Source organism: Loktanella sp. Alg231-35 (genome assembly GCF_900143545.1).
In the GTDB taxonomy this organism is placed as follows: Bacteria; Pseudomonadota; Alphaproteobacteria; order Rhodobacterales; family Rhodobacteraceae; genus Yoonia.
In genome coordinates, this window is sequence record NZ_FREV01000007.1 from 19,431 (window position 1) to 44,069 (window position 24,639).

The following is a 24,639-nucleotide window of genomic DNA, read 5'->3' on the forward strand; positions in this document are numbered from 1 at the left end:
TATAGGCCGCAAAGCCTAGGGAGGCAAGGGCCTCAGGCGCGCTGCAGTTTGACCGCCTCTTGCCGTGCCAATCGGATCAGATGCGCCATATAGGGGCGGCTGGTGTCATCTTCACGCGTGGCCGCATAAAGCCTGCGCGTGATACCCGATTTCGTCAGTGGCCGCGTCACATAATCAGAGTTGTAACGCACCTGACGCACCACCCAGTCCGGCAGCACCGCAACGCCCCTGTTTGAAGCGACAAGCAGCAAGATCACTGCCGTCAGCTCCACCTGCCGCACCTCTGCCGGTTCGACCTTTGCAGGGGTGAGAAGTTGGGAAAACACATCAAGGCGCGCCCGATCCACCGGATAGGTGATCAGCGTCTGACCGCGAAAATCATCTGCTTCGATTACCTCCTTCTGGGCTAGCGGGTGCGCGGCAGAGGCAACAAAGACGGCGTCATAGTCAAAAAGCGGGGTGAAATCAGTCTCGGGCAGATCCTCTGGATCGGAGGATACAACCAGATCCACCTCTTCCTTGCGCAGAGCAGGCAGCGCATCAAAGGCAAGGCCGGGGCGAATATCCACATCAACGTCCGGCCATGCTTTGCGAAACTGCTCCAACACCGGGAACAGCCATTCAAAACAGGCGTGACATTCAATCGCGATATGCAGACGGCCGGACTTTCCTGCAATCAGGCCGGAAAACTCCATCTCCAACGCGGCGACTTGCGGTAGGATCGTCTCAGCTGCGGCCAGCATGCGCATGCCCGCCGCAGAGAGTTTCAGCGGCTTGGAGCGACGCACGAATAGCTCAACTCCGGCCTGATCCTCGATCCCCTTAATCTGATGCGACAGCGCCGATTGGGTGATGTTGAGCTGATCCGCCGCCCGCGCCAGCCCGCCCGTATCATGGATCGCCTTGATGGTGCGCAAGTGCCGGAATTCGATATGCATATGTGAGCAATCCTCATTACTTTGGTGAAGTATATGAATTTGCCTCAACTCCATAGAGGTGGGACAAGAGCAAATCAAGCAAGAGGTTTGTCATGTCCGCGCCATCCGTATCTTTCGAATTCTTCCCGCCCAAATCACTGGAGGCGTCATTCCGGCTGTGGGATTGCGTCAACACACTGGCCCCGCTTGATCCGTCCTTTGTGTCGGTCACCTATGGTGCGGGCGGCACGACGCGCAAACTGACCCATGAAGCAGTGACAACAATCCACAAGACCAGCGGCCTGCATGTAGCGGCGCATCTGACCTGTGTTGATGCGACCAAGGACGAAACGCTCGCGATTGCAGAAAGCTATGCCACGGCAGGCGTGCGCGACATTGTTGCATTGCGCGGCGATGCCCCCAAGGACGCCAGCAGCTTCGCACCGCACCCCGACGGGTTTGCAAGCTCGGTTGATTTGATCACCGCCCTATCGGACACTGGCACCTTCAACATCCGCGTCGGTGCTTATCCAGAGAAACATCCCGAAGCACCCGACCAAGCCGCCGACATCGCGTTCCTGAAACGGAAGTTTGATGCCGGTGCTACCTCTGCAATCACGCAGTTCTTCTTTGACGCTGACACGTTTTTCCGCTTCCGGGACGCCTGCGTTAAAGCTGGTATTGATGCGCCGATCATCCCCGGTATCCTGCCCGTTGAGAACTGGGCGGGGACGCAACGCTTTGCTGCGCAATGCGGAACGCAAGTCCCGCAAATCATCCGTGATGCCTTTGACAATGCAACCCGCGATGGCACGACCGACCTGTTGGCAACAGCCGTCGCAACAGAGCTTTGCGATGATCTGCGCCAAGGCGGCGTTGAGCACTTGCATTTCTATACTCTCAACCGACCAGAGCTGACACGCGATGTCTGTCACGCGCTTGGCATCACCCCCAAAGCGCAGTTGCAAAACGTGGCATAACGGGCCAGCTTGCGGGCAAACAACGCTCGAGGCCCCATGTTCGTCGCAACCTCTCCTGAAGAAATGCCTGATCTAGACACGACACTTTCAATGTCGGGGTTAGAGTTCATGCAGGCAATGCAGCGTGGCGAGCTAAGCCGCCCGCCGATTTCGACCTTGCTGAACTACACATTGGACACCGTTGAGGACGGTAAAGTTGTCTTTCGAGGGTCACCGGAATTCCAGCACACAAACCCCATGGGCGGCGTGCATGGTGGCTGGTACGGCACGTTGCTGGATAGCTGCATGTCTTGTGCGGTGATGACCAGAACACCCAAAGGTTCGGTCTACACCACACTGGAATACAAGGTGAACCTGACCGGCGCGATTCCGATAGGCAGCGAGATATTGGCGATTGGCACCCTCGCCCATGCAGGCCGGAGCACCGGCGTTGCCCATGGCGAAATCCGGGATGCTGAAACGGGAAGGCTTTATGCCACCGGATCAGCCACTTGTCTGATTATGAAGCTCCGGGGCGGCTGACAACTCCGGCAGCTTGTCAGGGACGGTATCATGTAGACGCTCGGACCGGCACCGCCCCATAATTCGCTTGCGGCGCGACAGGAATATCTTGGCCCAGCCCCGCCAACTGCCTACCGATGGGGCGCTGACATCTTGCGGGAAACGGGTTTGCCAGCCCTCTGGCAAAGGCACGCCGCAGGCGTTCAAACGCCCTAGTATCCAAACCAGTGGAATATTCGCCAACGGGCGCGCGGCAGGGTGTTGCCAGACCTGTCCGCCCACATCTCCGTGATTGCCGCGAAACCAGACCTGTTCCATATGCCCCTTCCAACCCACAGGGCAGGCCCACATCACGGGCGCATAGGCCTCGCGCCGCTCATCAAGGGCGACTGCGTGAAATCCATTGCGGATATGCGGCCCAAGGGCGTGATTGTGAAAATCATGCTGCGCTTGCGCCCAGCGCCACACGATTGGCATGCGCAGCCCCAAAGCCTTGACCGTGTCCCAAACCGCCACTGCCTCAACCTGCGTATCCGCATGACAATAGTGATCGCGAAAGGCCTGCACCGTACCGCTGCGCGCGCCAGTGCGATAGTGGCGATAGGCCTGGCGCACCGCACGAACAGTTGCACAATCGGCCTTCACCAGCCCGATCATATCAATCACCCCCGCCAGTGACCGTACGGCATAGGCCCCGCGTGAATACCCCACCAGAACAATCTGATCACCGGGACGGTAGCGAGAGGCGACAACACCGTAGGCCCGCTCAATCTGGCGGTTGATCCCTTTGCCAGTGATCACGCCCCACGTGCTTGACCAATCGCGCCATTGGATCCCGGCCTCATAATAGACTGTCAGGTTCGATGTCCGGCTGACCTCGCTCAGCAATTTGAACGTCAGGCCTGCATTTGTTTCACACCCATCCGAAAGCGACGACATGGTACCATCAAGGATGACAACATGGGTCGCCGGGCCGCGTTTGCGTATCCCGCCTTCCGCGGTGCGCGCCTGCCTGCCAAAAAGGCCAAAGAACCAATCACGCAGCGGCACTGTTTTCCTTCGCCTCTTGAATTTTCTGCCAGACACGGTGCGGGGTGTAGGGCATTTGCACGTCGCGCACACCAACATCCCACAAAGCGTCGACGACGGCATTCGCCATCGCCGCCAGCGCACCAACGGTGCCCGCCTCACCGCAACCTTTCATCCCCATGGGATTATATAGCGACGGCGTGCATTCTGTTGAAAAACTGATCATGGGAACATCATCGGCACGTGGCATGCCGTAGTCCATAAAACTCGCCGTGAGCAGTTGACCGTCTTCATCAAACACAACCCTTTCTGTCAGGGCCTGCCCGATGCCTTGCGCGACACCGCCGTGCACCTGCCCTGCAACCAGCATTGGGTTAATAAGGTTACCAAAATCATCTACGACCGTATAGCGGTCCACCGTGACAACGCCCGTCTCAGCGTCCACCTCAACTTCGGCCACATGCCCGCCATTGGGGAAACTGCGGTTTTCCAAAGTGATCCGGGCACTGTGATGCAGCAGGTCATCGCGGCCCGCGTCGCGCGCCATATCAGCGACTTCAAGCATCGTTGGCGTCAGGTTGGACCCTGCAATGCGGAACCTTTCATCATCAAAGCTGATCTCTTTGGCATCGACGCCCTCGGTTTCGGCCAGAAAGGCCGTGAAGGTCTCTAGCATAACGTCAATCGTTGCCAGCGTCGCGGTGTTCTGCACAGTGACAGAGCGTGACCCGCCTGTACCGCCGCCGACCGCGATCCGGTCGCTATCGCCCTGCACAACCGTGACCCGATCCGCCGGAATGCCCGTCTGATCCGCCAGAAACTGCGCATAGACCGTTTCATGCCCCTGCCCGTTCGATTGAGTACCGACATAGATCGTCGCCCCGGCTTGGGTGAACTCCACAGCAGTGGTCTCGGATGGATGCCCCAGAATGCTCTCGATGTAATAGCATAGCCCCTGCCCGCGCAGTTTGCCCTGTGCCGCTGACGCCGCCTTGCGCGCGGCGAACCCATCCTTGTCAGCGGCTTCGGCCACGCTGGACAATACCATCCCGAAATCGCCCACGTCATAGGTCACCCCCGTGACGGAGGTGTAAGGAAAGTTGCCGGGCGCGATAAAGTTTTTGCGCCGCAGGTCCCACGGACTGATGCCAAGCTGGCGCGCAGCCTCATCCATAGTGCGTTCCAGAACAAACATGGCCTCAGGGCGGCCAGCGCCGCGGTAGGCATCGACCGGGGTCGTGTTGGTGTAGACGCCGCGCGTGCGCATATAGGCGGTCTGAACGTCATAGGTGCCCATCAGTACCTTTGAGAAAAGGTCGGTTTGGATGGCTTGTGCAAACTGTGAATTATACGCCCCCATGTTGGCCACGGTATCAAGCTGATAGGCGGTGATCCGATAATCCGCATCAAAGGCCAGTGTCGCGGTTGTCGTCAGGTCGCGACCTGCGTTGTCGGTCAGCATGGCCTCTGTGCGTTCGGACATCCAGCGGACAGGACGGCCCAAGACACGGGCAGCGTGGGCCGCACAAACGGGTTCGGGATAGCGCATAGCCTTCATCCCGAACCCGCCACCCACATCGGGGTTGGTCACACGGATATCATCAGGATCAAGGTTGAAATGGTGCGCCAGATCACCCTTGGGCACCCAGACGCCCTGCCCATTGACGGCCACATGCAAGCGGCCATCGACGACCTCGGCATAACAGCCACGCGGCTCCATCGCGTTGCAGATGATCCGGTTGTCATCCACATCCACCGTCACAACATGGGCGGCGTTGTCGATTTCAGCATTCGTTGCCACCTCGTCGCCCATGCCCCAATCGAATGCGAGGTTCTGTGGGGCCTCAGCGTGGATTGCATCGCCACCAATGGCCAGTTCGACATGCACAGGCAGGTCATCGACATCGAGGACGATCATCTCTGCTGCATCCTTAGCGATCAGCGCCGTGTCCGCGACGATCATCGCGACGGCTTCACCCACGTGACGCACCCGACCTTGCGCCAGAAGCGGACGCAAGGGTGACGCCCCCTTGCTGCCATCGCGGTTCTTGACGGTCGAACCTGCCAGCCCAAGCTGCACGCCTGCCGCAACCAGATCATCCGCCGTTACAATCAGATGCACCCCCGGCATGTCGCGGGCGTCTGCCAGATCAAGTTCGGCAATCTCGCCATGGGCCACCGTCGCCCGCAGGAAATAGGCATAAAGTGCGCCATCAGGCGCAATATCATCCACATAGCGCCCGTGCCCGGTGAGAAAGCGCACATCTTCAAAGCGTTTCACCGCCTGGCTTTTGCCAAATTTTTCCATTGCGTCCTCATGCCTGTTCTTGCGCAGACCCTAGCGGGGGATTGTACCTTGTCCAACCGCATTCCGCGCAGGTCGTTGCCAAGCGCGATATGTCGCATTTTTTCCGCAAATCTAAAGGCATCAATGCGGAGGGCGTCATGCAAACATCCCTTAAGCTAACAGACCATAAATTGCCCCAAGCTCTGACGCAGCAATACTGGGACGATGGGTATCTTTTTCCGTTACCATCGTTGCCTGCACGCGACGCTTTGGCCTATCGGGCAGAGATCGAAACGATCGAGCGCGACTGGCTGGACAACGGCCTGCCACTCCCCCTGAACACCTACAAACGGATCAACGCGCATGTGGTCATGCCGATGGTCGCCACGATCGCCACGCACCCCGGGGTGCTGGACGTGATTGAGGGCATTCTCGGGCCTGATATTATGGTTTTCTCAGGCGAGTTCTTTATCAAAGAGCCGCAGACCGACCACATCGTTTCGATGCATCAGGACCTGACGTATTGGGGCTTGGGTGCGATTGACGGGCTGGTGACGGCGTGGATTCCACTTTCGCCAGCAACGCCAGCCTCTGGTTGTATGGATTTTGTCCGGGGCAGCCACAAGAATGCGATCTTGCCACATGAGGATACGTTTGGTGAAAACAACCTGCTTAGCCGGGGCCAAGAAGTGAAGGTTGATGTGACCGACGATCAGAAAACAGCCATCGAAATTCACCCCGGCCAGATGAGCCTACATCACGGGCTAACCATTCATGGATCGGGCCCCAACACCAGCAACGACCGACGGATTGCTTGCGTGATCCGCTACATACGCCCGGATATGCAGCAACAGGTCGGGGAAAAGGACTATGCCATGCTGGCCCGCGGAGAAGACCGTCATGGCAACTTCATCCATGTCCCTGCGCCGATCGAAAACTTCTCTCCCGCCGCATTGGCGCTTTACGATGAGATGCGCGAGGCGCAGTCTAAGGTGATGATGAAAGGCGCTGGCGCCAAGACGGAGATGTATGTGTGATGGAACGTGTCAAATTCACCGCAATGAAAGATGGCGACAAGGAAGACTACGACTTCCTGACCGAACATGAGGTGGAATACACCAAAGGCACCGCTGCACGTCTGTTGGACGCAATGGTCAGCCTTGATGAAGGGTTGTCTGGCTATCAGATCACCCGCCTAGGTCATTCCCTACAATCCGCCACACGGGCAGAGCGCGATGGGGCGGACACCGATTGGGTCGTTGCAGCGCTGCTGCACGATATCGGGGATATCTATGCGCCTTACAATCACGATGAATATGCGGCGACCATCCTGCGCCCCTTTGTGCGTGAACAGGTGACATGGGTTGTCGAAAAGCACGGTGACTTCCAACTGGTCTATTATGGCGCACATGTGGGTGCTGACCCCGACAAGCGCGACGCCTACAAAGGGCACCCCTATTTCGACGATTGCGCGACCTTCTGCGAACGCTGGGATCAAAGCTCTTTTGACCCTGACTATGACACGCTTGCACTGTCGCATTTTGCCGGGCGCGTGGAAGAGGTTTTTGCCCGCGCACCTTACGATCCAGATGTAATCCGGGCTGGAGAGCGCGTTGCGTTACACAGAGTGGATAAATAAAAAATCAATCTTATCAAAAACTTGTAACTTTCGTGAAATTTTCGAACTACAATCGAGAATAAAACGGCATCTCCCTGCGTAATCCTCATAACTGACGGATGATCCGCCAGCATGACGTTCAACAAGCTTTGGAGATACCAAATGAAAATCTCAGCAATCGCACTTTCCCTCGTCGTCGGCCTGTCTGCATGTGACGCCTATGCAGGCGGCCATGCCACCGCCCCTGTCGCCCAGTCAAACGGCATTCTTGTCGATGATCAGGGCATGAGCCTTTACACATTCGATCCAGATACTGCGACATCTTCTGCCTGCAACGGCGGCTGTGCTGTCAACTGGCCACCACTGGCCGCCCCCGCAGACGCCGATGAAGCAGGCCAGTTCACTACCATCACCCGCAATGACGGCACCAAGCAGTGGGCGTACGCCGGTCAACCTCTCTATCTCTGGGTCAACGACCGCCGCCCCGGCGACATCACTGGTGATGGCGTTGGCGGCAACTGGCACCTCGCCCGCCCCTGATCTTCAGTCCCCCGTGTTTTAATGAGTATTGGCCTGCCCTTACTTCCCAGGGCAGGCTTTTTGGCCTCCTTCAGGCCTGCGTCACCCTCCCCCACACTCTATCCCTTGCCTAGGTGGGTGTTGCCTCAAAACGGGCCACAATCGCAAACGCGCCTTGTAAGTCTCGCGAAGGTGGACCGTTCGGGCAATATGGCAGATACAATTGCCATAAGGGCCCAATCCCACCGCAAACCCTTTTCCTTCCCTGCCCCCTCCGCTATCTGCACTTCCAAGCGCAGGAGAGTTGCAGACATGGCAATGGACAAGACATTCAACGCGGCCGAGGCCGAGGCACGCATCTATCAGATGTGGGAAGAGGCGGGTGCCTTCAAAGCGGGCGCAAACGCGTCGCGGGATGAGACATTCTGCATCATGCTGCCGCCCCCCAATGTGACCGGGCACCTACACGTCGGCCACGCCTTCAACCATACGATCATGGATATGCTGACCCGCTGGAAGCGGATGCAGGGCTATGACACGCTTTGGCAGCCGGGGTTGGATCATGCAGGCATTGCGACCCAGCTGATGGTGGAAAAGGACCTCGCGGAAACTCAGCAACCCAAGCGCGTTGAGATGGGTCGTGAGAAGTTTCTTGAGAAAGTCTGGGAATGGAAGGCCGCCAAAGGTGGCACCATTGAACAACAGGCCCGCCGCTTGGGCGACAGCATGGACTGGTCGCGCTCTGCCTTTACCATGTCGGGTGCCGAAAGCGCGCCTGCTGGCGAAAAGCCCGGTAACTTCCACGATGCCGTGCTCAAGGTCTTTGTCAAAATGTACAACGACGGGCTGATCTATCGCGGCAAGCGGCTGGTCAACTGGGATCCGCATTTTGAAACCGCGATTTCCGACCTTGAGGTCGAGAATCTCGAGGTCGACGGCCACATGTGGCATTTCAAATACCCGCTGGCCGGTGGTGAGACATATGAATACGTCGAGAAAGACGAAGACGGTAATGTGACCCTGCGCGAGACGCGCGATTATATTTCCATCGCCACAACCCGCCCTGAAACCATGCTCGGCGACGGTGCCGTTGCGGTTCACAAGGATGATGAGCGTTATGCGCCCATCGTTGGCAAACTCTGCGAAATTCCCGTCGGCCCCAAGGAACAGCGCCGCCTGATCCCGATCATCACCGACCCCTACCCCGATATGACCTTCGGCTCTGGCGCGGTGAAGATCACCGGCGCACATGACTTCAACGACTATGAAGTCGCCAAGCGCGGCGGCATCCCGATGTATAACCTGATGGACACCAAAGGGGCGATGCGCGCCGATGGAAAGCCTTATGCCGAAGAGGCCGCCGTGGCCCAAGCCATTGCCAATGGCGAACAGGAATTTGACGAGGCGATGATCGCCGCGATGAACATGGTGCCCGAGGAGTACCGCGGGCTGGATCGGTTCGAGGCACGCAAGTGCGTGGTGGCGGATATTACGGCGGAAGGGAACGCCGTGATGGTGCCCAACCCCGATTACACCCCGGCCCCCGAGCCGGGGTCTCAGGATGCGGCTGCGGGTGAGGTCCCGGATCAAGTCCGGGACGTGCCGGAATTCATCCCGTTTGTTGAGTCCAAGAAAATCATGCAGCCCTTCGGCGACCGATCAAAAGTGGTGATCGAGCCGATGCTGACCGACCAATGGTTCGTCGACACTGCCAAAATCGTCGGCCCCGCGCTGGATGCGGTCAAAGAAGGCCGCACCAAGATCATGCCGGAAAGCGGAGAGAAGGTGTATTATCATTGGCTGAAGAATATCGAGCCTTGGTGCATCTCGCGGCAGTTGTGGTGGGGGCATCAGATACCAGTTTGGTATGGGCCAAGTCTAAACGAGAAAGGGCTTCCAACAGATTTTGAGAAGCCGAAGGCATTTTGCGGATCGTCTCTCGCTGAAATTGAACAACAGATCACTGACTATTACGGTCCGAAAAAAGCGTATGAAGTTGCCGATGCTCAAAGGGCGCTCGATGACCTGATTGAGACCGCAACTCTTGATGGCAATGCAATTTTCGTTTGGCGCGACCCCGACGTCCTCGACACATGGTTCTCCTCAGGCCTCTGGCCGTTTGGCACCCTTGGCTGGCCTGCTGAGGATGAGGCGATGAAATACTTCCCCGGCGACGTGTTGGTCACCGGTCAGGATATCCTGTTCTTCTGGGTCGCCCGCATGATGATGATGTCCCAAGCAGTTCTGGAAAAAGACCCGTTCCACACCGTCTATCTGCACCAATTGGTCCGCGACGCGAAGGGCGAAAAGATGTCCAAGACCAAGGGGAACGTGATCGACCCGCTGGATATGATCGACGCTTACGGCGCCGACGCCCTGCGCTTTTCCAACGCGCAGATGGCGGCCTTGGGCGGTGTTCTGAAAATCAGTGAGGACCGGATCAAAGGGTACCGGAACTTCGGCACGAAACTGTGGAATGCGTTCAGCTTTGCCGACCACTACCAAATCGCCTACCCCGGCGACCCGGCCAAACCTGACGTCAGCCAAACATTGAACAAATGGATCATCGGCGAAACCGGCAAGGTCCGCGAAACCGTCGATGCGGCAATGGAGGCGTATCGTTTCAACGACGCCGCCGACGCGCTTTATGCCTTTACATGGGGCAAGGTCTGCGACTGGTATCTGGAATTCTCAAAACCCATCCTGCAGGGCGACGATGCGGCGGCCAAGGCCGAGACTGAACAAACCCTGCGCTGGGTGCTGGACCAATGCCTGATCCTGCTGCATCCCATCATGCCGTTCATCACCGAAGAGCTGTGGCAGTTGGCTGACAGCCGCGCCAAAATGCTGGTCCACGCCGATTGGCCGACTTACACGGCGGCTGATCTGGTCGATGCAGACGCCGACCGCGAAATGAACTGGGTGATTGACCTGATCGACAACGTCCGTTCTGCCCGCGCGCAGGTACACGTGCCAGCGGGCGCAAAAGTGCCACTGCTGGTCACCGATCTAGAGGCCAAAGGGCAATCCGCATGGGACAACAACCATGTTCTGATCCAACGGCTTGCCCGGATCGAAAGCCTGGCGCATGTGGGTGACTTCCCCAAAGGCTGCGTCACGATCCCTATGGCAGGCGGCACCTTTGGCATTCCGCTGGCCGATCTGATCGACGTGAAAGAAGAAATCGCGCGGCTTGAAAAGACCATGCAAAAGCTGGGCAAAGAACTGGGTGGTCTGCGTGGACGGCTGAACAACCCCAAATTCGTGGCCTCCGCCCCGGATGAGGTTGTGGCCGAGGCAAAGGCGAACCTCGCGCTGCGCGAAAACGAAGAGGCGCAACTGAAGGCGGCAATCGCGCGCCTGCAAGAAATCGGCTAAAAACAAACAGGGGCGGTTGAAACGCCGCCCCCTGACTTTCCATGTCCAATCAAACTTCCGCCGGTGGTATCCTTACGGCACCACACGTTCGACAGCGCGCATCATGCCCAGCGCCTTGTCATAAACCAGCGTCAGAATCCGGCGTCCGCCGGTTTTGCCCGCAACCTGCGGCACGCCGCGCAGTGCTAGGGCGGCTCCACTACTCACCAAAAATCCGCGTCTACTGATATCCATCTGGAGCCTCCGTTGCTGCATTCCGGGGCCGGGTCTGTGAATGGGGCCATCGAAACGCTTTAGTTGCGAACGATTCTCATATAAGAATGGTTGCGCGTATTTCAAGGGCAGGCTTATCTGGCGCTATGACAAAACCTGCCTTGACCCCGCTTGCCGCAACCCTTCCTGCCTCCGTGCCTTTTGTCGGACCCGAGGCGCAGGAACGCCAGATGGGGCGTGCCTTCGCCGCGCGCCTTGGGGCAAATGAAAATGGCTTTGGCCCTTCACCCAAGGCCATCGCTGCCATGCAACGCGCTGCGGGCGAGGTTTGGATGTATGGCGATCCCGAAAGCCATGACCTGCGTCAGGCACTCGCGTCACATCACGGCATCGCCCCGGACAACATCATGGTCGGCGAAGGCATTGATGCTTTGCTCGGCCTGCTGGTGCGTCTTTATGTCGGCGCGGGGGATGCTGTAGTGACCTCTGCCGGGGCCTATCCAACCTTTAACTATCATGTGGCCGGTTTTGGCGGCGTGTTGCACACAGTTCCTTACAAGGGCGATCACGAAGATCCTGATGCCTTGCTCAGCATGGCATCCCGAACCAAAGCAAAACTGATCTATCTGGCCAATCCCGATAACCCCATGGGAAGTTGGCACAGCGCCAAGGTCATTCAATCCATGATCGATGGCCTGCCGGACGGCTGCATGCTGGTGCTGGATGAAGCCTATGTCGAACTTGCCCCCGACGGCACGGCCCCCGCGTTTGACACGCAGGCAGGTAACGTGATCCGCATGCGCACATTTTCTAAGGCTTATGGCATGGCTGGCGCGCGGGTGGGTTATGCCATTGCCACAGCAGAGGTGATTACGGGCTTTAACAAGGTGCGCAACCATTTCGGCATGTCACGGATCGGCCAAGAAGGGGCATTGGCCGCGCTGAAGGACGCAGACTGGCTGTCAAATGTCCAAGGAGAAGTTGCCAACGCCCGCGCCCGCATCGAAGAAATCGCACGCAAAAACGGACTGACAACGCTGTCGTCAGCCACGAATTTCGTCACCATAGATTGCGGTGCGGATGGCGATTTTGCGCGCCGGGTCCTGGCGGAACTGGTGGCGCGCGGCATCTTTGTGCGCATGCCCTTTGTTGCCCCGCAAGATCGGTGCATTCGGGTCAGTTGCGGTGCCCAACCAGAGCTTGACGCCTTTGCAGATGCCCTGACGCCAGCGCTCGCCGCGGCGCGCGCACACGAAAAATTAGGGTGATTTTTGCATAAAGCTGGCTAGCCTCATGGCAAAGGCTGAGGAATCCTTATGTCGCAATACCCGATCCGCCGTGTTGAAGACTACTCAGACGCGTTTCTTGCATCGCTCTGGGTGCTGCTTTTCATGGGCTTTTGGGTGATCGCAGCCGCTTTCGGATATCTCTGGGTCGCTGTCAATGCCTACTGCCTCAACCATGTCTTTAGATGGATCGGACGAATCAACAACCGCTAAGCGCGTTGTGCCAATGCCGCTGCCGCGGCCTCTAATGCGCCATCCCCATGCGGGATATCCAAGGCTTTCAGCCCCGCATCAATCGTCCCCAGCACACCCATGATCATATGCGCATTCACATGCCCCATATGGCCAATGCGGAAATAGGCATCGGCGGGTTCCCGGCCCAGCCCGATGCCCAACGTCAAACCGCATTGATGCTCACACCAGTTGCGCAGGCGGTCGCCATTTGGTGATCCAATTTCAACGGAGGTCACCGCATGTGACCGATGCACCGGATCAGCAATATTGAGCTGCATTGGCCCCTTTGCCGACCAACGGTCAAACGCGGCCCAAACTACCTGCGCGAGCCTCTCGTGACGTGCAAAGACAGCCTCCAACCCCTCGGCTTTGATCATATCAAGCGCTGCGCGCAGCCCGAAAATGTGATGCGTGGGTGCTGTGCCATCAAAATACTGGTAGTAGACATCTGCGTTGACGCGTGGACGCCAATCCCAATAGGTCGTCACACGATCACCGCGCGCCGCGTCGGCCTTTGCATTGAACCAGACAAAGCTGATGCCTGCGGGTGTCATCAGCCCCTTTTGGCAGGCCGACACCATCACATCGACGCCCCAGGCGTCCATCTCGAACCGGTCACACCCCAAAGAGGCGATGCAATCCGCCATGAACAATGCGGGATGGCCAACCTTGTCCATCACTGCGCGCACGCCCGCGACATCGTTCTTGACCCCGGTTGAGGTATCCACATGCACCATCAAAACGGCCTTGATCCGGCCGTCTGTATCGGCGGCAAGAACCTCTTCCACCTGCCCCAGATCCACTGGGGACTGCGCGCCATAGTCGATCGTTTCGACCTTGGCGCCTAGACCTTCAGCCATTTCGCCCCACCCGATGCAAAAGCGCCCTGTGGCCAGCACCAGTACAGTATCCCCCTTGGAGAGCACGTTAGCGAGCGCCGCTTCCCATGCGGCATGTCCATTGCCGATGTAGATGGCGACATTGGCCTGTGTCATAGCGATAGCCTTGAGATCGGGGATCAGGCTATCGGTCATGTCATGCAACACGCCTTCGTAGATGTTCGGAGAGGCCGTATGCATGGCCTGCAAGACCGCATCAGGCATGACGGATGGACCGGGAATGGCCAGATAGGCGCGACCGTTAGACAAGGACATTTGGGAGCTTTCAACAGTGGTATTACGCGGACATTAATGCTGCGCGATGCCGCGTCAACCTTGTGCTGCTTGCCCTTGCCCCCCATTTGCGATTAGACCCATATCCAATCGCGCAGCAGAAGGCTTTCGATGGCCCCGCCCACCCCAAAACCCGGCAGTAGCAAAGACCAATCCGCAGCGACCTTGTTTTGGTGGCTGTGGCGTGACTATTTGCGCCACTACAGATGGCTCTTGGTCGGTGCTGTCGTGCTGATGATGATCGAGGGGTCAATGCTTGCCCTGATCAGCCGCATGATCCAACCGATGTTCGATGACGTTTTCGCCAACGGCGATCGCGACTCGCTTTATTTCGTCGGCTTTGCGATCATGGGCATCTTTTTTGTGCGCGCGCTCACGTCATCGGGGCAACGGATTCTGATGTCGCTGATCAAGCTGTTGGCCGCAGCAGACATGCGCAAACACCTGCTACGTCATATGATGACCCTCGACAGCGGTTTCTTTCAGCTTCATCCACCCGGTCAATTGATCGAACGGGTGCAAGGCGATGTTGGGGTGATCAACGGAGTGTGGAGCAGCATTCTGACCGCCTTCGCACGTGATCTGGTATCGTTGTTTGGGTTGTTGGCTGTCGCCTTGTGGATTGACTGGCGTTGGACGCTGATTGCAATAATCGGCATTCCCTTGCTGATCCTGCCTTCATTGCTGGTACAGGCCTACATCCGCCGTCGCGCGCGCGACACGCGCGAGATAGCGGGTCGCGTGTCGACCCGGCTGGATGAAGTATTCCACGGCATCAACCCGGTCAAACTGAACTCTCTCGAAGATTATCAGGCAAAGCGATACGATGGGGTGATCCGCGAGGGTGTTGACGCCAGCATGCGCACATCTGTTGGGCAGGCCGCTGTCCCAGCCATGATTGATATCATGACGGGCATCGGTTTTCTGGGCGTGATGCTTTATGGCGGTTCCGAAATCATCGCAGGCGAAAAAACAAACGGTGAGTTCATGGCGTTCTTTACCGCCATGTCGCTGGCCTTTGATCCGCTGCGCCGTCTGGGGCTGGTCAGCGGACAGTGGCAAATGGCTGCGGCCAGTGTTGAGCGGCTTCAACATGTATTGAACCTCGAACCCACAATCCTATCACCAGCAAAGGCCAAGGCGCTGCCAACTGGATCACCCGCCGTGGCACTGTGCGATGTGCAGATGAACTATGGCGAACTGCCGGTCCTGCGCGGTGCGAATTTCACCGCCGAAGCTGGCAAAACGACAGCGCTTGTTGGTGCATCCGGTGCAGGCAAAAGCACCGTTTTCAACGTACTGACCCGTCTGATTGAACCCAACGATGGTGCCGCGACGATCAACGGCATCCCGATCACAGAGTTTGACCTGACGGAATTGCGCGGGCTTTTCTCTGTTGTCACCCAAGACGCAGCCTTGTTTGACGAGACGCTGCGCGACAACATCCTGCTAGGGCGCGAGGATGTCGATGACACACATCTGCAAAGTGTTCTGGATGCTGCCCATGTGACAGATTTCCTGCCTATGTTGCCAAACGGGTTGGACAGTCCGGCAGGGCCGCGCGGTTCGAACCTTTCTGGCGGACAGCGGCAGCGTGTCGCGATTGCACGCGCCTTGCTGCGTGATACGCCGATCCTCTTGCTGGACGAAGCCACCAGCGCGCTTGACACGAAGTCCGAAGCGATTGTCCAGACAGCGCTTGAGAAACTCTCGACCGGGCGCACCACGCTGGTGATCGCCCACCGCCTTTCGACCATTCGCAATGCGGATTCCATTGTTGTGATGGATCATGGTCGCGTCGTTGACCAAGGCGACCATGAATCGCTGATTGCGCGCGGCGGTATCTATGCCGACCTGCATCGCTTGCAGTTCTCGCAGAAAGAGAACGAAAATGATGCCTGATCGCAGTGTTCTGTCCATTGGCGGCGCTGATCGCGTGTCCTTCTTGCAAGGCTTGGTCACCAATGATGTCGCCAAGGCCGACGGCAGTATCATCTACACCGCACTCCTTACCCCGCAGGGCAAGTTCATCGCCGATTTCTTTGTGCTGGGGCAGAAGGATCGGTTGTTGCTCGACGTAGCGACCTCTCACACGCAGGTTCTGGGGCAGCGGCTGATGATGTACCGGCTGCGTGCCGATGTTTCGATAGAACCAACGGATACTGTTGTTTCGCGCGGAACAGGTGAAATGCCCGATGGCGGATTTGCGGACCCACGCCACCCTGCCCTGGGGTGGCGCGCCTATGGCGACAGCAATATCAGTGATGCGACGGATTGGGACGCGATCCGCGTGGCCAATCTGATCCCCGCAACGGGGATTGAGTTAACTGATGATACTTACGTTCTTGAGGCTGGTTTTGAAGCGCTCAACGGCGTTGATTTCAAGAAAGGGTGTTTTGTCGGGCAAGAGATCGTCGCGCGGATGAAGCATAAGACAACGCTCAAAAAAGGCATTGCGCGGGTGCAAATCACTGGCAAAGCAAATGCGGGTGATGCGATCACGGCAGCCGGTAAACCCGTAGGGACGTTGCACACCGTTTCTGACGATACAGGATTGGCCTATCTGCGGTTTGACCGGGCAGAGGGCGAGATGCAGGCGGGTGACGCCACCCTGACCCGCATCACATAAGCATCAGGCGCGCTCTGCGTACTCAAACGTCTCGGTGTTCACGACAATATCTTCATCCTGCCCGACGAAAGGTGGGATCATCACACGGACCCCGTTGTCGAGCGTCGCAGGCTTAAAGCTGTTGGCGGCGGTTTGGCCTTTGACGACAGGTTCGGTTTCCACAACTTTGCAGATCACCTTTTGCGGCAAGCTGACGTTCAGCGCCTCTTCGCCGTAGTATTCGATCTTTACCGTCATGCCGTCCTGCAAAAACGGGCGACGCTCGCCAAGGATATCGGCAGGCAGTGCAATCTGCTCATAGGTTTCGCTATCCATAAAGGTCAGCATGTCGCCGTCCTCAAACAAGAACTGCTGGTCCTTTTGGTCGAGACGCACGCGTTCTACCTTGTCAGCGGAACGAAACCGCTCGTTCAGCTTGCGGCCATCGCGCAGGTTCTTAAGCTCAACCTGTGCAAAGGCTCCGCCCTTACCGGGCTTGACGTGATCAACCTTCACAGCACTCCAAAGGCCGCCTTCGTGCTCAAGAACATTGCCGGGGCGGATCTCGTTACCGTTGATTTTGGGCATGGGTCACTCTGTCTCAGATTCTTGGTTAAGGTTGAATGAAGTGTTTCCGAGGCTATATCTGCAGCGTGGGAGCCTGACAAGATCAACAGAGCCGGGGAATTTCTTGCTGTTCAGTTATGCGATACGTGCATGGCTGCCATTCCAAAAGAGCACCCCCGAATCGATCAATAACAGGCATAAAGGCCCGCACGCGGGAACTACAAGAGCAAAAAAGGAAACATGATGAGAGATTTCGTCGACGGTACAGCCTTCAACAACGAACAAGGCAACCGTGCCCGTAAGCTCTTTGCTGCTGTTGTCCTCGCCGCATTGGATGATGCGATTGCGGATGACAAGAAATATGGCAACGGTCCAGAGCAGATTGCGCGTTGGGCGCGATCACGTGATGGGCGCGAAGTTCTGTCCTGTGCCGGTATCGACCCGAATGAGCGTGTCGTGAACGGCCTGATGGAATTTGTTGGCAAAGGTGTTCGTACATCTGTTGCGCTGTCGCGCGAAGAAAGCGAACGCCGCAATGCAGCCGAGCAGGAAGCACGCGCCGCTTAGATTTCAATCTGAGCGCTGACAAAAAAACGCGGTCCCAAGGGACCGCGTTTTTTTTGTTCACCCCCCGGAAAACATGATTGCGAAGATGATAAACGGTGCAAACTCCATCGCACCAAATGTGATGATCACGCCGCGCATCCATCTGCTTTCAAATCGTCGCCACAATAATGCACAGCACAGCAGCGACACCGCGACCTCAACCGGGCCTACGATATCGCCATATCGCGCAGGGTCCCAATAGCTGACCGGGCTTTCGAATATCCAGTTGGTCACAGGCCAGAAATGCGCCCGCCCATCATCATGGTGAAAGGCGAAGTCCAACCCTAGATGCAGCAGCGCCGCGCCGCAAAGCGCGATCACAATGGGCGACCGCGCCATTAGCCCCCAAGCAAGTGCGACACCCCAAAGGATGATTGAGTTATCAATCCGAAAGATGCTTTGCCAGTCTTCCGAGAAATATAGCTGGCCAAACACCACGCCTGGCGAGGTGCCTAGAACCTGCAAATGCCAGCCAGCCAGTAGGTAAAGTGACAAGTCAGGCAGCAACGATCCGGCAAAGGCTGCTGCAGTCACACCGGGCCGCCCGGCCTTACCAAATGCTGTCATGCCAAAAATCAGATGCGCTGGCGTGTTCATGGTCTTTCCCCGCGCTCCTTGCGCCCCTATGACGTTAGATGAGGGGGCGGCGATGACCAAGTCAATCATGATCCAGGGCGCGGGCTCGAATGTGGGGAAATCCATGCTTGTCGCGGGCATCGCCCGCGCTTGTGTGCGGCGCAGCATGTCTGTGGCCCCATTCAAACCACAGAACATGTCCAACAATGCCGCCGTCACGGTCGATGGTGGCGAGATCGGGAGGGCGCAGGCGCTTCAGGCGCTTGCATGTGGGCTGGATCCGCTCGTGGATATGAACCCTGTCCTGCTCAAACCAGAGTCCGAAGTTGGCGCCCAGATCATCCTGCAAGGTAAGCGCTACGCGACGATGAAGGCCCGCGACTATGGCACGCACAAGGCCACGCTTTTACCCGCCGTGTTAGAGAGCTTTGCCCGGATTGGGCAGGGACGTGATCTTGTGATCGTCGAAGGCGCTGGCAGCCCCGCAGAGGTGAACCTGCGCGCTGGCGATATTGCCAATATGGGATTTGCTGCCGCCGCGAAGGTCCCAGTTGTCCTGATCGGCGATATCGACAGAGGCGGCGTAATTGCGCAGCTTGTCGGCACGCATGCGGTGCTGCCTCCTGACGACGAAGCCCTGATCAAAGGCTTCGCTATCAACAAATTTCGGGGTGATCCGACACTTTTTGCCGAAGGTATGGACATCATCGCAACCAAGACCGAATGGACGCCTCTTGGGATTGTACCGTGGTTTGCTGACGCGTGGAAGCTGCCCGCCGAGGACGTCATGGACATCGCAAGCCACCAAGGCGGCAAGTTAAAGATTGCCGTGCCACGCCTAAACCGGATCGCGAACTTTGATGATCTGGACCCGCTCAAGGCGACACCGGGTGTCACAGTCGAGATGATCCCCGAAGGCCGCCCCCTGCCGGGTGACGCGGACCTCGTGATTATTCCCGGTTCAAAATCCACCATCGCTGATCTGGCACACTTCCGTGCGCAGGGGTGGGACATCGATCTGCAGGCGCATCTACGGCGTGGAGGGCATGTTCTGGGCATCTGTGGCGGCTATCAGATGCTGGGGGCGGAAATCGCCGACCCTGACGGCATCGAAGGCACGCCATCGACTGTCGCCGGGCTAGGGCTGCTGGATGTACGCACAGTCATGGTGCCAGAAAAGCGGCTGGCGCTATCACGCGCAATCTATCTGCCTACCGGAGACGCCGTTAGCGGTTATGAAATCCACCTTGGTAAGACCGAAGGGGCTGACTGCGCCAACGGATGGCTTTCACTAGATGGACGCAAGGAAGGAGCGGCAACCGCAGATGGGCGTGTGATGGGGTGTTATCTGCACGGGCTCTTTGCCTCGGACGCGTTCCGCGAGACCTATCTAGCCCGGCTTGGGCGGCCAGTGGATGCGTTTGACTATGCCGGCAGCGTACAGACTACCTTGGATGCGCTTGCCGATCATCTGGAAGCGCATCTTGATATTGATACTTTGCTGGCCTTGGCTGGTTAGTCCTGACCCAGCTCGCGGCTGAGAAGCACGCGATTGATCTCCCGGCGAACCAATTTGCGGACATTGCGGGTCATGCGCTCGCCCAGTTCGCCTGTCAGCTCTTCATGAACAATCTCGGTGATCATTGCGCGCAGGGCGTCCTCTGCCATGGCGTCAGCGGTCTGGGCAGCCATAAGATTTGCGATAACATCGTCCGTCGCGGCCTCATCATCGTCATCATCAGTTGGCGGAATTTCGCCCAGCTCCGATGCGGCTTCGTCCTCTGGCCCGGGCGCCTCATCTGAGTCAGTCGAATCGTCCCGTGGCGTCTGAAAGGCGCTAAACGCCCAAGCCTCGTCCTCAAAACTCTCGCCTTCATCGGCCTCCCACTCGTCGGGTTGGGCTGTGACGGCAGCTTCCAGCTCTGCAATCTTTTCTTCCAGACCTTCACGTTCATCAGGCTGCGTCGCGCGCAATCGGTGAACGATATCGACAACTGCAGCTTCTGGAGCCTCAACATTTGTTGGTGAATCAGGTTCTGGCTCGATCTCTTCGGGCGCGTTTTCACGCACCAGTTGTTCTGGCGTCAGAACCAACCGCTCAGGTATATCTGGTGGTAAATCTTTTTGCAGGTCTTTGTGCGATACAAAGTCCCGCACCGAAGAAACCAATGCGTCGATCTCATCCGTACGTGCAGACTTGGACATTTAGACTCATCCCAATTTCGCACCCAGTAACAAAATGTTAGCGAAAATTGGGACAATTAACAACTAGAGGCTTACTCTTTCCCGATAGCTTCAAGCACCCGATCCAGTGCCTGACCCTGTTCAGAAATGACCGCTGGGGCGCCCTTGACCAGGTTGTAGTATTCGGCCGGGTCATACTGCTGCACTGGCAGGTTCAGATGGTCTGCGGTCAGCAAGCCCATGGCAGACAAGACAGAGTAAGACGCCACAACCTCGTCTGACTGCGCAGAAATCCGGTTCGCCTCGGCATCCAGCAATTCCTGCTCAGCGTTCAGCACATCCAATGTGGTCCGCGATCCCAATGTTGCCTCTTCACGTACACCTTCAAAGGCGGTACGGGCAGCAGTGATCTGACGGTCAGTGGCTTCGCGGGACGCGCGTGCAACCTGAAGGCGGGCATAAGCATTGGTCACCTCCTGCTCGATCGAGAGCATGGTCAGGTGCAGCCCGGCGCGGCTGGCATCACGGTTTGAGCGTACCTGTCGGATGCTGCTGGCAATCGCACCGCCGCTGTAGATTGGCCCGCCAATGGTTACGCCCACTTGTGCGGTTTCATTGGAATCCTGATCGGAAGAGAGGAAACCGTTCAAAGAAACGGAGGGCAAAAGTGCGGCTTCTGCCCGGCGAATGGCAAGTTCGGCAGCCGCGACCGAGTGCTGTTGTTGCAGAATACTGGGATGGTTACGCAAGGCAAAAGCAATGGCGTCGGCCAAGCTACGTGACACAGGTGCCGGAGAGACGTTGCGCGGACCCGACGGCACGCGCCCCACGGCAATACGAAACTCTTCGTTGGCAATGGCAAGATCACCCTGCGCGGAAGCCAGAAGGCTGCGTGCTGCGGCAAGACGTGCCTCGGCCAGGGCAACATCAGTGCGCGTTACTTCACCCACATCAAAGCGGTCTTGTGCGGCGCGGAATTCTTGCGTGATGACCCGAACATTGTTCTGACGCAGTTGCAGGAATTCCTGTGCGCTGCGGAGATTCATGTAAGATTGCACCGCGCGCAGCAGAACGCCCTGTTCGACACTACGCAGCGACTGGCGCGTGGCCAGCACGGTTTCCTTTTGCGCCTCAACAGCCAGCAGATTGGACCCGCCTGCATAAAGCGTCAGATCAGCATTAAGACGCGCGGTTGTCGAATCTGTTGTGGTTTCAACGGGCACGTCAACCGACGTGCGGTTTGCCGAATACGACCAGCTGATCACCGGACGCAGCGCGGAAAAGGCCTGCGCCACATTTTCATCGGCAGCACGCAGCAAGGCCCGGTTCTGTTCTAGCAAGCCAGAATTGTTGTAGGCAGAAGTCAGCGCTTCAGAAAGGTTTTCAGCCTGCACCTGCCCCGCCGTGATTGTGGACATTACCAAAGCAATAACGGTTAATCTTTTCGGACGGAACATGCTGACACCCTACCTTCGTTGATCAATTGTACGGCTTACGATGCCGCCATCTTTCTTAGAGTGCGAATGCCGCTGGTTTTTCAAACCCCGGCAAAACGGGCGCACTTGCATTAAACGAGAACCGCCAGTTCATCACACCATCAATTTTGTGCCCGATGCGAATGACACCCAAAGCGCCCTCGGCAAAGACGCAAGCCATGCGTCCACCTTCGCGCAACTGGTAGGTAAGTGCGGCAGGCACCATTTCAACAGCGCCTTGCACAATGATGATGTCATAGGGCCCTGATTTGGCCGAACCATCGGTCAAAGGCCCCGCCATCACGGCGGCATTGTCAAAACCCTGCTCCGAAAGGGCGCTTTGCGCGTCTTCGGCACGTGTTTCATCATCTTCGACGCCGACGACAAATTCACACATTCTGGCAAGAAGAGCCGTCGAATACCCCAAACTGCAGCCCACATCGAGGGCAACATGGTGCGGCTGGATATCGAGCGCATCAAGCATCTTGGCCAGTGTCCGGGGTTCCAGCATCACCCGCCCTGCCCCCAAAACAAGGTTTTCACCGACATAGGCTGCCTCGCGCAGGTGATCGGGCACAAAGGCCTCACGCGGGACCGACAGCATCGCATCGATGATCGGAAATTTGGTGACATCAGAGGGGCGCACTTGCGTATCAACCATCATAGTGCGGCGTGAGGTGTAGTCGGTCACGGTCTAAACTCTTTCGTTCAGTCTGCTTTGCAGCTTGATGCCATAGTTCCCTGGGGGCGGCAACATTTGATCGCCGCAAGGCGCAGGCAAAAACCGGACAGGCAATATCTGTCATGCGCGTCTCCTCGCCCCTCTCGACATGATGCCTGGCAGCAGCGCCCATCATGCGATCAAGAGATTGCCTAAACTTGAATTCGTACTTATCAGTTTGTTCTATGAACATAAGTCTTGGTGAAAGCAGTCGCTCCCAGCGACCGGACCCGCCCGTGGGCGTAGATAATCAACCGCTTGAGATTGCGGTCCTAATCCCGTGCTACAATGAAGAAGCATCCATCGGAATCGTCGTAAACGATTTCCTGCAGGCGCTGCCACACGCCACTATCTATGTTTATGACAACAACTCGACCGATGGCACAGCAGCACAAGCATCAATGGCTGGCGCGATTGTGCGTACAGAAAGGCAGCAAGGCAAAGGCAACGTCGTCCGTCGTATGTTTGCAGACATCTCAGCGGATGTTTTCGTGATGGTGGATGGGGACAATACCTATGATGCATCCGCAGCGCCTGAACTGATCGAGCATCTGCTGACAGATCGGCTTGATATGGTGACAGGAAGCCGCGTCTCCGAGATCAAAGAGGCCTACAGGCAAGGACACCAATTCGGAAACTGGCTTTTGACGACGCTCGTCGCGAATATCTTTGGCCGACAGACAAAGGACATGTTGTCAGGCTACAGGGTGATGTCGCAGCGTTTCGTGAAAAGCTTTCCGGTGATGTCACATGGGTTTGAGATTGAGACCGAACTGACGGTTCACGCGCTAGAGCTCCGCTTGCCTGTGTCCGATGTCGACACGGTCTATATCAACCGCCTGCCCGGATCAGAAAGTAAGCTGAGCACATTCAAAGACGGCTGGCGGATACTTCGCACAATCATGACATTGGTCAAGGAAGAGCGCCCAATTCAGTTCTTTGCCCTGATCACGGCGCTCTTTTTGATCGCGGCCCTGGTTGTCGGTTTGCCAATCGTGTTCGAGTTTATCGAAACCGGATTGGTGCCGCGTTTCCCGTCGGCTGTTCTCGCCGCGAGTTTGGTCGTGATCTCGGTGCTTTCATTCCTCGCAGGCATCATCCTTGATACCGTGACGTTGGGACGCCGCGAAGCCAAACGGATGCACTATTTGACGTTGCCGGCGACTCAGTATCGGCAATGACACCCCAAAACCGACCTTCGTGGCAAAGCCTCGTGCGGTTTATGTGCGTGGGTGTTGTGGGGTTCATTGTTGACGGTGGGCTGCTGTTTTCTTTGATTGCGCTGGGTACTGACCCATACACCGCAAGGCTATGCTCGTTTCCGCTTGCCGTGCTTGCCACGTGGTGGCTCAACCGGGTTTGGACGTTTCAAAGTTCCAACCGCTCAAAACCAGTTTCGCAGCTTGGACGGTATGTTGCGGTTCAGCTTGTCGGTGTCACGACAAACTATCTTGCCTACGCAACGGTACTGAACCTGACACAACCAACCCCTGAATTCGTGCTTTTGGGGTTTGTGATCGGGTCAACAATCGGTTTGTTCGTGAACTTTCTTGGCGCACGGTTCTTCGCATTTCCAAACGCCGGGGCGACATAAAGCGATTCTGGGCGGGGCCAATTGTGCAGTGTCAGCAATCCGAGGGGACGATTGGAGGCGAGTACCGGAATCGAACCGGTCTACACGGATTTGCAATCCGCTGCATAACCTACCTGCCCACTCGCCTTGCTGCACCGTCACCTAAGGATGCAACCTAGCAAGGTCAAGCCGTTA

The 24,639-nt window shown here is 57.3% G+C and carries 24 protein-coding genes and 1 tRNA gene; 14 read left to right on the plus strand and 11 right to left on the minus strand.

Annotation, left to right across the window (positions count from 1 at the left end):
- Nucleotides 1-32: 32 nt before the first annotated feature.
- A complete protein-coding gene (locus tag DHN10_RS16055; protein ID WP_108816377.1) occupies nt 33-938 on the minus strand; it encodes a LysR family transcriptional regulator in 906 nt (301 codons plus the stop codon).
- 92 nt (nt 939-1,030) lie between these two features.
- Between DHN10_RS16055 and metF the strand changes: the two genes are divergently transcribed.
- Together metF and DHN10_RS16065 are read left to right on the plus strand one after the other, a co-directional pair.
- Nucleotides 1,031-1,897, plus strand: coding sequence for a methylenetetrahydrofolate reductase [NAD(P)H] (gene metF, locus DHN10_RS16060; protein WP_108816378.1), 867 nt, complete (start codon nt 1,031-1,033; stop codon nt 1,895-1,897).
- Nucleotides 1,898-1,933: 36 nt separating this feature from the next.
- The gene (locus DHN10_RS16065) at nt 1,934-2,419 is read left to right on the plus strand and encodes a PaaI family thioesterase (protein WP_108816379.1); all 486 of its coding nucleotides are present in this window, start codon (nt 1,934-1,936) and stop codon (nt 2,417-2,419) included.
- On the opposite strand, the gene DHN10_RS16070 is transcribed toward DHN10_RS16065, so the two are convergent.
- Nucleotides 2,381-3,448: a DUF2235 domain-containing protein gene (locus DHN10_RS16070; protein ID WP_199910698.1), complete on the minus strand. Its 1,068-nt coding sequence runs from the start codon at nt 3,446-3,448 to the stop codon at nt 2,381-2,383. The two genes, DHN10_RS16065 and DHN10_RS16070, sit on opposite strands and share 39 nt — an antisense overlap.
- On the minus strand, nt 3,435-5,735 hold the full coding sequence (locus tag DHN10_RS16075; RefSeq protein WP_108816381.1) for a xanthine dehydrogenase family protein molybdopterin-binding subunit: 2,301 nt from the start codon (nt 5,733-5,735) through the stop codon (nt 3,435-3,437). The genes DHN10_RS16070 and DHN10_RS16075 overlap by 14 nt, the downstream gene beginning before the upstream one ends.
- A gap of 137 nt (nt 5,736-5,872) precedes the next feature.
- On the opposite strand from DHN10_RS16075, the gene DHN10_RS16080 reads away from it, so the two are divergent.
- The 4 genes from DHN10_RS16080 (at nt 5,873) to DHN10_RS16095 (ending at nt 11,229) form a co-directional block, all read left to right on the plus strand.
- Nucleotides 5,873-6,751, plus strand: coding sequence for a phytanoyl-CoA dioxygenase family protein (locus tag DHN10_RS16080; protein ID WP_108816525.1), 879 nt, complete (start codon nt 5,873-5,875; stop codon nt 6,749-6,751).
- Nucleotides 6,751-7,353, plus strand: coding sequence for an HD domain-containing protein (locus DHN10_RS16085; RefSeq protein WP_199910699.1), 603 nt, complete (start codon nt 6,751-6,753; stop codon nt 7,351-7,353). The genes DHN10_RS16080 and DHN10_RS16085 overlap by 1 nt, the downstream gene beginning before the upstream one ends.
- 141 nt (nt 7,354-7,494) lie before the next feature.
- Nucleotides 7,495-7,872 (plus strand): COG4315 family predicted lipoprotein, encoded by a 378-nt coding sequence (locus DHN10_RS16090; protein WP_199910700.1) that lies wholly within the window; start codon nt 7,495-7,497, stop codon nt 7,870-7,872.
- 291 nt (nt 7,873-8,163) lie between these two features.
- Nucleotides 8,164-11,229, plus strand: a complete 3,066-nt coding sequence (locus tag DHN10_RS16095; protein WP_108816384.1) for a valine--tRNA ligase — start codon at nt 8,164-8,166, stop codon at nt 11,227-11,229.
- A gap of 72 nt (nt 11,230-11,301) precedes the next feature.
- Here the strand turns inward: DHN10_RS16095 and DHN10_RS16100 are convergent, their stop codons facing one another.
- Nucleotides 11,302-11,463, minus strand: coding sequence for a Tat pathway signal protein (locus tag DHN10_RS16100; protein WP_108816385.1), 162 nt, complete (start codon nt 11,461-11,463; stop codon nt 11,302-11,304).
- Nucleotides 11,464-11,588: 125 nt separating this feature from the next.
- Here DHN10_RS16100 and DHN10_RS16105 point away from each other — a divergent pair, with 125 nt between their 5' ends.
- Both DHN10_RS16105 and DHN10_RS16110 read left to right on the plus strand, forming a co-directional pair.
- A complete protein-coding gene (locus DHN10_RS16105) occupies nt 11,589-12,710 on the plus strand; it encodes a pyridoxal phosphate-dependent aminotransferase (RefSeq protein ID WP_108816526.1) in 1,122 nt (373 codons plus the stop codon).
- Nucleotides 12,711-12,758: 48 nt separating this feature from the next.
- Entirely contained in the window at nt 12,759-12,941 is a 183-nt protein-coding gene (locus tag DHN10_RS16110) for a hypothetical protein (RefSeq protein ID WP_108816386.1), read from the plus strand.
- Here the strand turns inward: DHN10_RS16110 and DHN10_RS16115 are convergent.
- On the minus strand, nt 12,938-14,116 hold the full coding sequence (locus DHN10_RS16115; RefSeq protein WP_108816387.1) for a pyridoxal-phosphate-dependent aminotransferase family protein: 1,179 nt from the start codon (nt 14,114-14,116) through the stop codon (nt 12,938-12,940). The genes DHN10_RS16110 and DHN10_RS16115 overlap by 4 nt on opposite strands.
- Before the next feature lie 129 nt (nt 14,117-14,245).
- On the opposite strand from DHN10_RS16115, the gene DHN10_RS16120 reads away from it, so the two are divergent.
- Nucleotides 14,246-16,036 (plus strand): ABC transporter ATP-binding protein, encoded by a 1,791-nt coding sequence (locus DHN10_RS16120; RefSeq protein ID WP_108816388.1) that lies wholly within the window; start codon nt 14,246-14,248, stop codon nt 16,034-16,036.
- On the plus strand, nt 16,029-16,763 hold the full coding sequence (ygfZ, locus tag DHN10_RS16125) for a CAF17-like 4Fe-4S cluster assembly/insertion protein YgfZ (protein ID WP_108816527.1): 735 nt from the start codon (nt 16,029-16,031) through the stop codon (nt 16,761-16,763). Before DHN10_RS16120 ends, ygfZ begins: the two co-directional genes overlap by 8 nt.
- A 3-nt stretch (nt 16,764-16,766) precedes the next feature.
- Here the strand turns inward: ygfZ and efp are convergent, their stop codons facing one another.
- Complete coding sequence (efp, locus tag DHN10_RS16130; RefSeq protein WP_108816389.1) at nt 16,767-17,330, minus strand: elongation factor P; 564 nt, start codon at nt 17,328-17,330, stop codon at nt 16,767-16,769.
- A 222-nt stretch (nt 17,331-17,552) separates the two neighbouring features.
- On the opposite strand from efp, the gene DHN10_RS16135 reads away from it, so the two are divergent.
- A complete protein-coding gene (locus tag DHN10_RS16135; RefSeq protein ID WP_108816528.1) occupies nt 17,553-17,876 on the plus strand; it encodes a DUF6280 family protein in 324 nt (107 codons plus the stop codon).
- 57 nt (nt 17,877-17,933) lie between these two features.
- Here the strand turns inward: DHN10_RS16135 and DHN10_RS16140 are convergent, their stop codons facing one another.
- Nucleotides 17,934-18,512 carry a cobalamin biosynthesis protein CobQ gene (locus DHN10_RS16140; RefSeq protein WP_108816390.1) on the minus strand — a complete coding sequence of 193 codons (579 nt, stop codon included), beginning with the start codon at nt 18,510-18,512 and terminating at the stop codon, nt 17,934-17,936.
- A gap of 52 nt (nt 18,513-18,564) precedes the next feature.
- Between DHN10_RS16140 and DHN10_RS16145 the strand changes: the two genes are divergently transcribed.
- On the plus strand, nt 18,565-20,010 hold the full coding sequence (locus DHN10_RS16145; protein WP_108816529.1) for a cobyric acid synthase: 1,446 nt from the start codon (nt 18,565-18,567) through the stop codon (nt 20,008-20,010).
- On the opposite strand, the gene DHN10_RS16150 is transcribed toward DHN10_RS16145, so the two are convergent.
- The 3 genes from DHN10_RS16150 to DHN10_RS16160 form a co-directional block, all read right to left on the minus strand.
- Nucleotides 20,007-20,696: a hypothetical protein gene (locus DHN10_RS16150; RefSeq protein WP_108816391.1), complete on the minus strand. Its 690-nt coding sequence runs from the start codon at nt 20,694-20,696 to the stop codon at nt 20,007-20,009. The genes DHN10_RS16145 and DHN10_RS16150 overlap by 4 nt on opposite strands.
- A 71-nt stretch (nt 20,697-20,767) precedes the next feature.
- Nucleotides 20,768-22,132: a TolC family outer membrane protein gene (locus DHN10_RS16155; protein WP_108816392.1), complete on the minus strand. Its 1,365-nt coding sequence runs from the start codon at nt 22,130-22,132 to the stop codon at nt 20,768-20,770.
- A gap of 55 nt (nt 22,133-22,187) precedes the next feature.
- Nucleotides 22,188-22,841: a protein-L-isoaspartate O-methyltransferase family protein gene (locus DHN10_RS16160; RefSeq protein WP_108816393.1), complete on the minus strand. Its 654-nt coding sequence runs from the start codon at nt 22,839-22,841 to the stop codon at nt 22,188-22,190.
- Nucleotides 22,842-23,056: 215 nt separating this feature from the next.
- Here DHN10_RS16160 and DHN10_RS16165 point away from each other — a divergent pair, with 215 nt between their 5' ends.
- A complete protein-coding gene (locus tag DHN10_RS16165) occupies nt 23,057-24,052 on the plus strand; it encodes a glycosyltransferase family 2 protein (RefSeq protein WP_108816394.1) in 996 nt (331 codons plus the stop codon).
- Nucleotides 24,049-24,465: a GtrA family protein gene (locus DHN10_RS16170; protein ID WP_108816395.1), complete on the plus strand. Its 417-nt coding sequence runs from the start codon at nt 24,049-24,051 to the stop codon at nt 24,463-24,465. Before DHN10_RS16165 ends, DHN10_RS16170 begins: the two co-directional genes overlap by 4 nt.
- A 52-nt stretch (nt 24,466-24,517) precedes the next feature.
- On the opposite strand, the gene DHN10_RS16175 is transcribed toward DHN10_RS16170, so the two are convergent.
- A tRNA-Cys gene (locus DHN10_RS16175) sits at nt 24,518-24,591 on the minus strand.
- Nucleotides 24,592-24,639 lie beyond the last annotated feature (48 nt).

Excerpts from the sequence above, each read along its gene's own strand:
- DHN10_RS16055 (WP_108816377.1), bottom strand. The coding sequence starts at position 938 with ATGCATATCGAATTCCGGCACTTGCGCACCATCAAGGCGATCCATGAT.
- metF (WP_108816378.1), top strand. The coding sequence starts at position 1,031 with ATGTCCGCGCCATCCGTATCTTTCGAATTCTTCCCGCCCAAATCACTG.
- DHN10_RS16065 (WP_108816379.1), top strand. The coding sequence starts at position 1,934 with ATGTTCGTCGCAACCTCTCCTGAAGAAATGCCTGATCTAGACACGACA.
- DHN10_RS16075 (WP_108816381.1), bottom strand. The coding sequence starts at position 5,735 with ATGGAAAAATTTGGCAAAAGCCAGGCGGTGAAACGCTTTGAAGATGTG.
- DHN10_RS16080 (WP_108816525.1), top strand. The coding sequence starts at position 5,873 with ATGCAAACATCCCTTAAGCTAACAGACCATAAATTGCCCCAAGCTCTG.
- DHN10_RS16085 (WP_199910699.1), top strand. The coding sequence starts at position 6,751 with ATGGAACGTGTCAAATTCACCGCAATGAAAGATGGCGACAAGGAAGAC.
- DHN10_RS16090 (WP_199910700.1), top strand. The coding sequence starts at position 7,495 with ATGAAAATCTCAGCAATCGCACTTTCCCTCGTCGTCGGCCTGTCTGCA.
- DHN10_RS16095 (WP_108816384.1), top strand. The coding sequence starts at position 8,164 with ATGGCAATGGACAAGACATTCAACGCGGCCGAGGCCGAGGCACGCATC.
- DHN10_RS16100 (WP_108816385.1), bottom strand. The coding sequence starts at position 11,463 with ATGGATATCAGTAGACGCGGATTTTTGGTGAGTAGTGGAGCCGCCCTA.
- DHN10_RS16105 (WP_108816526.1), top strand. The coding sequence starts at position 11,589 with ATGACAAAACCTGCCTTGACCCCGCTTGCCGCAACCCTTCCTGCCTCC.
- DHN10_RS16110 (WP_108816386.1), top strand. The coding sequence starts at position 12,759 with ATGTCGCAATACCCGATCCGCCGTGTTGAAGACTACTCAGACGCGTTT.
- DHN10_RS16115 (WP_108816387.1), bottom strand. The coding sequence starts at position 14,116 with ATGTCCTTGTCTAACGGTCGCGCCTATCTGGCCATTCCCGGTCCATCC.
- DHN10_RS16120 (WP_108816388.1), top strand. The coding sequence starts at position 14,246 with ATGGCCCCGCCCACCCCAAAACCCGGCAGTAGCAAAGACCAATCCGCA.
- ygfZ (WP_108816527.1), top strand. The coding sequence starts at position 16,029 with ATGCCTGATCGCAGTGTTCTGTCCATTGGCGGCGCTGATCGCGTGTCC.
- efp (WP_108816389.1), bottom strand. The coding sequence starts at position 17,330 with ATGCCCAAAATCAACGGTAACGAGATCCGCCCCGGCAATGTTCTTGAG.
- DHN10_RS16135 (WP_108816528.1), top strand. The coding sequence starts at position 17,553 with ATGAGAGATTTCGTCGACGGTACAGCCTTCAACAACGAACAAGGCAAC.
- DHN10_RS16140 (WP_108816390.1), bottom strand. The coding sequence starts at position 18,512 with ATGAACACGCCAGCGCATCTGATTTTTGGCATGACAGCATTTGGTAAG.
- DHN10_RS16145 (WP_108816529.1), top strand. The coding sequence starts at position 18,565 with ATGACCAAGTCAATCATGATCCAGGGCGCGGGCTCGAATGTGGGGAAA.
- DHN10_RS16150 (WP_108816391.1), bottom strand. The coding sequence starts at position 20,696 with ATGTCCAAGTCTGCACGTACGGATGAGATCGACGCATTGGTTTCTTCG.
- DHN10_RS16155 (WP_108816392.1), bottom strand. The coding sequence starts at position 22,132 with ATGTTCCGTCCGAAAAGATTAACCGTTATTGCTTTGGTAATGTCCACA.
- DHN10_RS16165 (WP_108816394.1), top strand. The coding sequence starts at position 23,057 with ATGAACATAAGTCTTGGTGAAAGCAGTCGCTCCCAGCGACCGGACCCG.
- DHN10_RS16170 (WP_108816395.1), top strand. The coding sequence starts at position 24,049 with ATGACACCCCAAAACCGACCTTCGTGGCAAAGCCTCGTGCGGTTTATG.